Origin of the sequence: Dyadobacter beijingensis DSM 21582, assembly GCF_000382205.1 — a bacterium.
In the GTDB taxonomy this organism is placed as follows: domain Bacteria; phylum Bacteroidota; class Bacteroidia; order Cytophagales; family Spirosomataceae; genus Dyadobacter; species Dyadobacter beijingensis.
Window position 1 is genome coordinate 231,952 of sequence record NZ_KB907792.1, and the last position, 8,970, is coordinate 240,921.

Below are 8,970 nucleotides of genomic sequence, written 5' to 3' on the forward strand. Positions count from 1 at the left end.
GGAGGCGTCGTACCGGGCTAACCAGATGGGCCTCGCATTCACCGACCGGTAAAGTCAGAGATCCAGAATGTAATCATGCCGCACTTCGTCGCCCTCGGGTACTTCGCGGAAAAATCGGAAGTGCTGCTTCGTGAGTACATTTATAGATGCCTGATTTTCAGGAGATACCAGCGCTACGAGTGATTCTACTTTCCCGCAAGCACGGGCGTAGGCGACGAGCCGGCGCGTGATTTCGGAAGCATAGCCGAGGCCCCAGAATTCAGGCAGCAATGCATAGCCGATTTCGGTGAATTCATCCTCGAAAGGGACGATCTTGCCCAAGCCCACGTACGAATCACTGGCTTGTTCGTACACAGCCACAAATCCCATATCGCTCTGCCGGCAGTCGGCCCGGAGCGCTACTTCAAATCTGCGGTGCGCACCTTCCAGATCGAGGCCGGTGCCGCTGATGTAGAGCATCACATCCCGCTGGGAAACAAGCCGGAAGTAATCTTCGAAATGGTCGGGAGTGAATTTTTCGTAGCGTAAACGTTCTGAATAAAATTGCATTATGAAGTGTAAAATGGGCTTTTGAACTGTTTTTCATAGCATAGTTGCCAGTTCCGGTGCGAATGGGCAACCCTGTCACTCGTTTTAACAAAAAGTTGACAAAAAGAATTTGCGGAAGTGACCGATTTCCTTTAAATGAAGCTTCCAGGCCGACGCTAACCAAATGTATAGCGGCATTTGGCGCACAGTAGCGGGTTTGTTTTTGTTAGTTCAATGATGCCGAAGATGGTATCCGCAACTTGAAAAGGAGACGAATCATGGAAAATCAACGCATAGTCCGAGAAATAACGAGTATTAAAACCCCGCCTGCCGAACCCGGTTTTCTCGGTCCGGACCACACCGCCCGGGCCGTGATTTACAAGGAGTTCGAACAAAGTGACCCGTTCATTTTGCTCATGGACGATTTTCTCGATAAAAAAGACGACGCCCCGGTGGGTGGGCCCCATCCGCACGCGGGCTTTGAAACCGTTTCGCTGCTGCTCGAAGGCGCGATCGGCGACGAGGGCCATATGATGCAAAAGGGGGATTTTCAGATGATGACCGCCGGCAGCGGCATTGTGCATACAGACACGATCGAAGGAAAATCACGCATGCGCCTGCTGCAAATGTGGCTCAACCTACCCAAAGCCGACCGCTGGACTGCTCCCAGGGTGCAGGATCTTACTTTTGAAAATGCTCCGAAATCGGATCGGAACGGCGTGACGACCGTTTTGTACAGTGGATCATTTGCGGGATTACGTTCGCCGGTGAAGAACCATGTGCCGCTGATCATCGCGGACATCCGGTTGCAGGCGGGCGCGAAGTTGAGCGAGTCGCTGCCAGCTTCCTACAATGCATTCTTATATGTGATTAACGGAAACGTTGCGGTAGGAGATAAAGGAAATGTTTTGAATATCAATCAGATAGGTTGGTTGAGTAAAGGCGGTGCCAATGCCGGTAGTGATCTGGTACTCGAAGCCGGCAGCGAAGGCGCGCGGGTAATATTGTACGCCGGTGAGCCGCAAAACGATCCGATCATATCCTACGGGCCATTTATTGCCGATCGTCAGGAGGAAATCAGAGACCTTTACAGTGATTTCCGCCACGGGAAAATGCGGCACGTTTCGACTTTGCAGGAAGGGCAGCGGTTCCTTTATTAATGTAATATCCGCTTAAATGCGCTTTAACGGGCGGTCAATCTTTCTTAATTTGGGGCCAGATTAAACCTGACCTGAAATGAAGAAAAGCAGATTGACCGCCTTTTTGTTTGCCTGCCTGCTCGCGCCGGCCGTTACATTCGCACAGTCGCCATTGAAAGGCTCCGTGGAGCGCATCAAAGTACACGGCAAATCACTGGAAGGCAACCTCGAAGGCAATCCGACCGATCCCGACGTGTCCGTATATCTGCCTCCGAGCTACAAAAAGGAGTCGAAGCGCCGCTACCCTGTCGTGTATTTGCTGCATGGATTTACGGACACCGACGCGCAATGGTATGGGTTTGTGAAGCACTGGATCAATTTTCCGTTGATTGCCGATAAGGTTTTTACGTCGGGCCAGGCGCGGGAAATGATCATTGTGACGCCGAATGCACTCACGCGCAGCGGCGGCAGCTATTATTCCAATTCGATCACGGCCGGAAACTGGGAGGATTTTGTTTCCAAAGAACTGGTAGCTTACGTCGATCAGCATTATCGCACGATCGCAAAAGCGGGCAGCCGCGGCCTGGCCGGGCATTCGATGGGCGGTTATGGAACAATCCGCATTGGTGAACGGCACCCGGAGGTATTTTCGAGCATTTATTTGCTGAGCCCGTGCTGCCTGGCACCTGGTAACCCGCGGTCGGCAGAATCGATTGCCAAAATCGAAGCGGTAAAGACGCCGGAGGATATCGCGAAGGCGGATTTCATGACGAAAGCCGCGCTCGCCTACGCGGCGGCATGGTCGCCCAATCCGAAGCGGCCGCCATTCTACACCGATGCCATCGTTGAAAACGGCAAGGTAAATCCTGTTGCGGAGCTAAAATGGAACGCCAATATGCCGCTGAACAGTATCGATCAGTATATCAATAACTTAAAGCAAATGAAAGGTATCGCCTTCGACGCCGGCGACCGCGATCAGCCCATTGCCGCCAACATCAAAACACTCCATGAGCTACTCGATAACTATCAGATTTCGCATACGTATGAAGAGTACGCGGGCGACCATATCAATAAAATCGGTGAGCGCATTGAGACAAAAATGCTGCCGTTTTTTTCCAAACATCTGATAGCCAAATGAACGCACGGACGCGTTAACTGATGGTTGAAGGTGTATTTTCCAACGCTTTGGCGAATCCATTCAGGTCGTCGGGAGAGACGAGGATTGTCTTGCCGTCGGTCATTTTGATCAATATAAGCTGGTCGCGGCGGGTGACATACCAGGTCATTTTGCCTAATGCGGTATTGTAAAACTTCCCGAAATATCCCCAAAATGCCCCCACACCGAATGTGCGGATCGTGTATTTAAGGCTTTCTTTATCAATAACCCTGGTCGACTCGAAGCGTCGCGGGTATACGACATTACTTATTGGCCGGTGGATAATTAGCTCATCGTCCGTGAGCGTGTAACCGGTTGGGCGGTAAATGTAGGCGGCCCAATACACGGCAGATAGAATACCCACGGAAAAGTACGCTCCGATCCGCGCATCGCCGGAGAATGTGAGTAATTCGAAAATGCCGATTCCGGCGAAAAGGGCCGTGATTGCAATCGTGATGATTTGCGTGCTTTTGTCGAGTGAAGCGCTGTATTTCATGGCGGTTATCGGGAGGTTGCTGACGCCTAAATATAACCAATCCGGGTGGTAAAATCTCGTTTTTAGCGAGCATGGGGGGAACAGGCATTGCATTTGAGGGGTTGTTGCTTTGGGTTACCATTAAATGCTTAACACAATGAAAAAAGTAACGTTAGGAAAAACGGGGTTGGAGATCGCGCCCATCAACCTCGGTGGCAATGTTTTTGGATGGACGCTCAATGAATCCGAATCGTTCGCGATCCTGGATGCATTCGCCGACGCAGGATTCAACTTTATCGATACTGCCGACACCTATTCCTGGTGGGTGGACGGCAATCAGGGCGGTGAATCCGAGGCTATTATCGGCAACTGGCTGGCCAGGCGCGGCAGCCGCGACCAGTTTGTGATCGCAACCAAGGTAGGTTCACAAAACCGCGAGCACCCGATCGACATCAGCAAGAATTATATTCTCAAAACGGTCGAAGAATCGTTGAAGCGCCTCCGCACGGACTACATTGATTTGTACTACACCCATTTCGACGACGAAAAAATTCCGGTCGAAGAGACGCTTTCGGCGTACGAGCAGCTGCTCAAAGAGGGCAAAATCCGCCACATCGGCGCCTCGAACCTGAGCCCTGCCCGGCTAAAAGCATCACTGGAAGCCTCTTCGACAAGCAGCCTGCCTGCCTATGAAGTGCTGCAACCGCATTATAATCTCATCCACCGCGCTACATTCGAGCAGGAATACGCACCGCTGGCCGGGCAATACGGATTGGCGGTGCTGCCATACTTCGCATTGGCCGCCGGTTTTCTCACGGGTAAATACCGCTCCGAGGCCGATCTGGACAAAAGTCAGCGAGGCGGCGGCATGAAGGACCTGCTTACGCCTCAAAACCTGAAAATCCTCGCCGCCCTCGACAAAGTAGCTGGCAAGCACGACACCGTTCCTGCGACGATCGCCCTGGCCTGGCTCCTGCACAAGCCGCACATCGCCGCCCCGATCGCCAGCGCAACAAGCCAAAAGCAGCTGGAAACGCTCTTCAAAGCAACAGAAATTCAGTTGGATCTGAACGATCTGTCATTGCTGGACGAGGTAAGCGCTGCATAACCGAGATCTGGCATTCAGGTCTTGACAGGAGGGAGCTCGCCATTGCGGTAGGCTCCCTCTCTTTATCACCCTCCTTGTTTTTACTGCACAGTCACATCTGTCGCATGGTGTGCTTCTTGCAAGATTCGCTTCTACTGAACCACAAGCTTCTCAACCGCGCTGGCATTCCCCGAATACGCCTTCAAAATATAGATGCCCTGTTCGAGAGACCCGATATCCAGCGGCTGTTCCACCGATTCCAGCTTCGTGGAATGCAATGCGTTACCGCTTTTATCGAAAATCTGTACTGCTACCGGATATTTCCATTGGCCTTTGAATTGGAGATTTACCTGTTTGGAAGCGGGATTGGGAAATACTGAAAATGAATGGCCCGTCGCGTCGGCCGTCTGCCGCTTTTTTGCGGAGTAAGTGAATGCGATTACTTTTCCTTTCAACGCCGGTTTGTCCAGGTCAATAGCCGTCACGTCCTGACCGGCTCTGTTTTTTACCAACAGCATCGACCCATTTCGAACGAAATCGAATTCCTGTTTTACTGGTTGCAGGTCCTGTGCGAAAAGACTGGCCGAGAAGAATGTAAAACCGAAAGTGAACAGTAGTTTAAGGTTCCCTATCATCGTGTACGTATTTGATTGTGAGGTGAATTTATTTGATATCCAGAATAATATCCGCGAACTGAAAGCCTACCTGCCACTCATTAAAAGAAGACGCCGGATTGGCAAAATCAACCGTGATGACGTGGTTGGTAACGACCGGCACACCATTCAACGACACCGAAAAGCGCGGCTGATCGAAGGGGTAATAAAGCAGCGGATCGAATATGTTCTGCATTGTTAACCGAAGCTTGTACTTACCCTGCGGCTTATTATCACCAACCATGATCACGCCGGAATTTTCAGAATCTACGTCGAGCTGCGTTACCTGATTACCATTCGGATCGACGAGAGCCAGAACGTTACCATCGGGATCTATCATTTGAATGCCGAGTACATAGTTGGACGTTCCGAATGCGGGAGGAAATGACGCCGCGTCCGGATCGTTACGGAACGCACTTAAATTGATGTTAAAGTTGACCATTTTGGGTGGCTGCGGCTGATTGGCACCGCCGGAGCCAACTGCATTGAAAAACGTTTTTGGTAAAAATAACGCGGGGCATGACGACGAATTCCTTACCGTCACAGTATAGCTCTTGCCATTGATAAGTGTGCCTGCGGGCACAAGCATGGAATGGCTCGTGGTAGGCTTGTCTTTAAATCCGGGTATCGCAACAGCCCCATCGTTGATCGTAACCAAGTACTGACTACCGGCCGCAAATGATTCGCTTCGGAACCATTCGATCTTGAAATCTTTGGTCGGATCGACTTTGCCTAAGTCGCCGGGAAAGAAGACGGCGGGATGATCTGCGCAAACGGGAAAATCGAAAGGCTGTGATTCTCCCGTTTTAGCTCCGAGCGAATTGACCGCGACGACGGTTGCCCGAACACTTTTGTCGCTGAAGATCAAAGGGTCCTGGACGAAGAGGTTTAATGTTTTTCCATTCGTTGCCAGGTTGGAAGCCTGGTTGGACGGCTTTTTTGTAAGACGCAGCTCAAAATGGTCTACCGTATTCATATTAAGCGTCCCGCTTCCCCATTCGAAAACGTTGCCGGCGAAACCCTTGAATGGGATACTGGTGCCGTTCAGCGGCTGCTTCATAACAGCTAATGCCGCCGTTTCATTTATTTTAATGCGCCAGGTATTGCTGCATGAGCCAGACGTCTGCCCGTTTTTAGGCAATACTTGCACAAAGAGATCGGTAAGGTTAGCCATGGGCGGAAACAGCATTGTCGTACTGGCCAAATTTCCCGGCACGGTCGTAGACCAGACGATATTACTGAAAGCATTATCTGTTGCCACCTGTACAACAAAATTGGTGGCACCGGCAACCGGATCCCAATTGACCTGTCGACCCAAAGTCCCGACCTGAAATGGAGGGTCGTTTAATTTTTGGGTTTTGGCCTGGGTTACGGCTGTCGTGGGTACGACAGCTTTTATAGTGAGCGAGTTAGACCATTTTCCGTGATTGTTTTTTAGTTTGAGCAAATCCAATCTTTCGGCTCGGACGCGTGCGTAATAGGTCTGGCCTATTGTAAGGTCGGTGCCTATCTCGCCGGTTTCCATGTAGTTCCCTGTATGTGGTGCGATGCCGTCGTAGATGAGCGTGTTAAATGATGGATCGTCAGACACCTGCAATCGGTAGCGTTCTGCGTCGCTCATCGATTTCCATGTTAATTTGCCTTTCCAGGCCTTTACGGTAGTTGATGTTGCTGCGGGCCAAAACTGAACTTGTTGATCGTCAAGCCAAAATACGTGGGTCGGCCCGAACTTTTGGTAAAGGGCGCAAAGGGGATTCAGCCCTTTACAAAAATTAGGTCCGGCTTTACTTATTTTGGCACGGAAATAAACCTTTGTACCTGGGCGATAATAGCCAGTAGCAGTCGCAGTTTGTACAAGATTTTGATTAGGACCGATAACAGTGCTGAAATTCGTTAGCTTAACCGTTTGCGGATTCGTGAAATTCAGGCTGGTATCCATTTGCGCCTCCCATTCTTCAATCAAATTATTGTTTTGCCAGGTTAAATGAACCTTGGTAGTGGGCCATGGATCCACAAAACTTGATCCGTTGGTTGGCGAGACAGAAAAATAGGGAAGATTATTGTCGCAAACTCCCACGGCACACCAGGCATTCCTGACAGCGAGGTATTCGGTTGAATTCAATCCGTACAGTTGCTCTGCCGAGGTGAGCGTCATGGCCTTGAACGCAGGGTAATCGCTATATGCTTTAAGCTGCGGTAGCGTCTCCCAGAGAATGCTTATCCACTTTTCGGTGCCTATCCCCGTCAGATTTGAATAGGCGTAACCGAGGTCGTTATAAGCGGAACCCTGAAAGCCATTGCTAAGCAGATAACTCCATTTGTGGATTACACCGGCATTTGGGTGGGGATTAAAGCCTGCGTGACACTCATTTTTATAGTTTTCTCCATTGTAGGTGTCAGGGAAGAGATACGCTTTCGGATCGCTCATGTAGGCGTTCGCATTTTGCCATTCACTGAATTCCCAGTCAAAATTTTGGGGCAGTATTTGCCTTACGCGATTGCGGATGTATACGCCGAAGACGTCTGCGACACCCTCTTCTATGCCATTCGACTCGCTACATGGATCAGGGTTGTAACCGGTCATTCCCCGTTTGTATCGCAAAATCGCATGTGTAAACTCATGTGCGACACTCTCGACCGAATTTGAGAACGGTTTCGGTCCATTGACGTCTTTGACAAATACAAAGTTATCTATAGTGCCTTGTGTTATGTATGCACCAATTCCGGCGCTTATAAGTGGATATTTCTGAGTATCGCCCATTATAAAGTAGACAGGGGCAACGCCAATGCCATCTAAACCCTTCCATCCAAAACGCACGTCGAATGCTTTCATGACACTCTGGACAGCATATAAAGACTGTGAGGCTTCGGCGCTGGAAAATGGACTGCCATTGTCATTATATACATTGTCGTATGGGAATTTATCCAGGAATTCAATGAAACCAGCCTGAACATTTGATACGAGGTTGATCTGAGGAAATCCATTTTCCGCCAAGGTTCCTAACTGGTAGATTTTATTATTACCTGGCGCTGGCTCCGGATATTCGACTACACGCACCGTACGCAGGCCATCGTACAGGGTCATGACGTTGCGGTCGACATTTTTCTGCTGCGCGACGGAAGCCAGATCTTTCAAAAGAAAAAGCAGAATAATTACGATCCTGCAAATTGGGTAATGGTTAATCATATAGGCGTGTGTTTAAGTTGATTTTTCGAATGTACTTACTTCACATCCAGCTCAATATCCGCGAACTGAAACCCTACCTTCCACTCGTTAAATGGCGAAGACGGATCGACGAAGTCGACGGTAATGATGTGTTTGCTGACAACGGTCTGCCCATTGAGCGATACGGAGAACCACGGCTGATCGAACGGATAATAGAGCAGCGGATCGAAAATGGTTTTCATTTTCAGCCTGAGCTTGTATTTGCCTTGTGGTTTCTGATCACCGACCAGGATCACGCCGGAATTTTGGGAGTCCACTTCCAGAAAGGTGACGGGATTGCCGTTTCCGGGTTCATGGAGCCCAAGCGGAACTCCGTCGGGGGCGAAGAATTCGATGCCGATTTCATAGTTGGACGTTCCATATTTGGGTGGAAATACGGTTCCGTCGGGATCGTTGCGGAAGCCTTTGAGGTCGATCGTGAAATTTACGAGCTTAGGCGGCTGTGGCTGGTTGATGCCACCCGAACCGACAGCATTGAAGAATGTTTTGGGCAACAGGATACCTGCACAGGAAGACGAATTTTCAACCGTCACCGTGTAGCTTTTTCCATTCACCAGCGTGCCCGCCGGTACGGACATGGCCGTTTGTGTTGTAGGTTTTTTGTTGAAGCCCGCGATTGGATTTGCTCCCTCAAAAATCGTTACCAGGTATTGGCTACCCGGTGGGAATGAGCCGCTTTTGTGCCATTCGATGTTGAAATTGACGG

8 protein-coding genes are annotated in these 8,970 nt (G+C 50.1%); 3 read left to right on the top strand and 5 right to left on the bottom strand.

Annotation, left to right across the window (positions count from 1 at the left end; genetic code table 11):
* Window positions 1-54 precede the first annotated feature (54 nt).
* Window positions 55-549: a GNAT family N-acetyltransferase gene (locus H144_RS0129365; protein ID WP_019945711.1), complete on the bottom strand. Its 495-nt coding sequence runs from the start codon at window positions 547-549 to the stop codon at window positions 55-57.
* A gap of 257 nt (window positions 550-806) precedes the next feature.
* Between H144_RS0129365 and H144_RS0129370 the strand changes: the two genes are divergently transcribed.
* Entirely contained in the window at window positions 807-1,688 is an 882-nt protein-coding gene (locus H144_RS0129370) for a pirin family protein (RefSeq protein WP_019945712.1), read from the top strand.
* 76 nt (window positions 1,689-1,764) lie between these two features.
* Window positions 1,765-2,805 carry an alpha/beta hydrolase gene (locus H144_RS0129375; protein WP_019945713.1) on the top strand — a complete coding sequence of 347 codons (1,041 nt, stop codon included), beginning with the start codon at window positions 1,765-1,767 and terminating at the stop codon, window positions 2,803-2,805.
* Window positions 2,806-2,818: 13 nt separating this feature from the next.
* Here H144_RS0129375 and H144_RS0129380 read toward each other — a convergent pair whose 3' ends face one another.
* Window positions 2,819-3,319 (bottom strand): PH domain-containing protein, encoded by a 501-nt coding sequence (locus H144_RS0129380; RefSeq protein WP_019945714.1) that lies wholly within the window; start codon window positions 3,317-3,319, stop codon window positions 2,819-2,821.
* A gap of 136 nt (window positions 3,320-3,455) precedes the next feature.
* Here H144_RS0129380 and H144_RS0129385 point away from each other — a divergent pair, with 136 nt between their 5' ends.
* Window positions 3,456-4,406: an aldo/keto reductase gene (locus H144_RS0129385; RefSeq protein ID WP_019945715.1), complete on the top strand. Its 951-nt coding sequence runs from the start codon at window positions 3,456-3,458 to the stop codon at window positions 4,404-4,406.
* A 131-nt stretch (window positions 4,407-4,537) separates the two neighbouring features.
* Here the strand turns inward: H144_RS0129385 and H144_RS0129390 are convergent, their stop codons facing one another.
* The 3 genes from H144_RS0129390 to H144_RS34675 form a co-directional block, all read right to left on the bottom strand.
* Window positions 4,538-5,020, bottom strand: coding sequence for a T9SS type A sorting domain-containing protein (locus tag H144_RS0129390; RefSeq protein ID WP_019945716.1), 483 nt, complete (start codon window positions 5,018-5,020; stop codon window positions 4,538-4,540).
* 28 nt (window positions 5,021-5,048) lie between these two features.
* Window positions 5,049-8,225: a M4 family metallopeptidase gene (locus H144_RS0129395; RefSeq protein ID WP_019945717.1), complete on the bottom strand. Its 3,177-nt coding sequence runs from the start codon at window positions 8,223-8,225 to the stop codon at window positions 5,049-5,051.
* Between the two features lie 35 nt (window positions 8,226-8,260).
* A partial coding sequence (locus H144_RS34675; RefSeq protein WP_026351097.1) for a hypothetical protein occupies window positions 8,261-8,970 on the bottom strand: 710 nt, incomplete at its 5' end.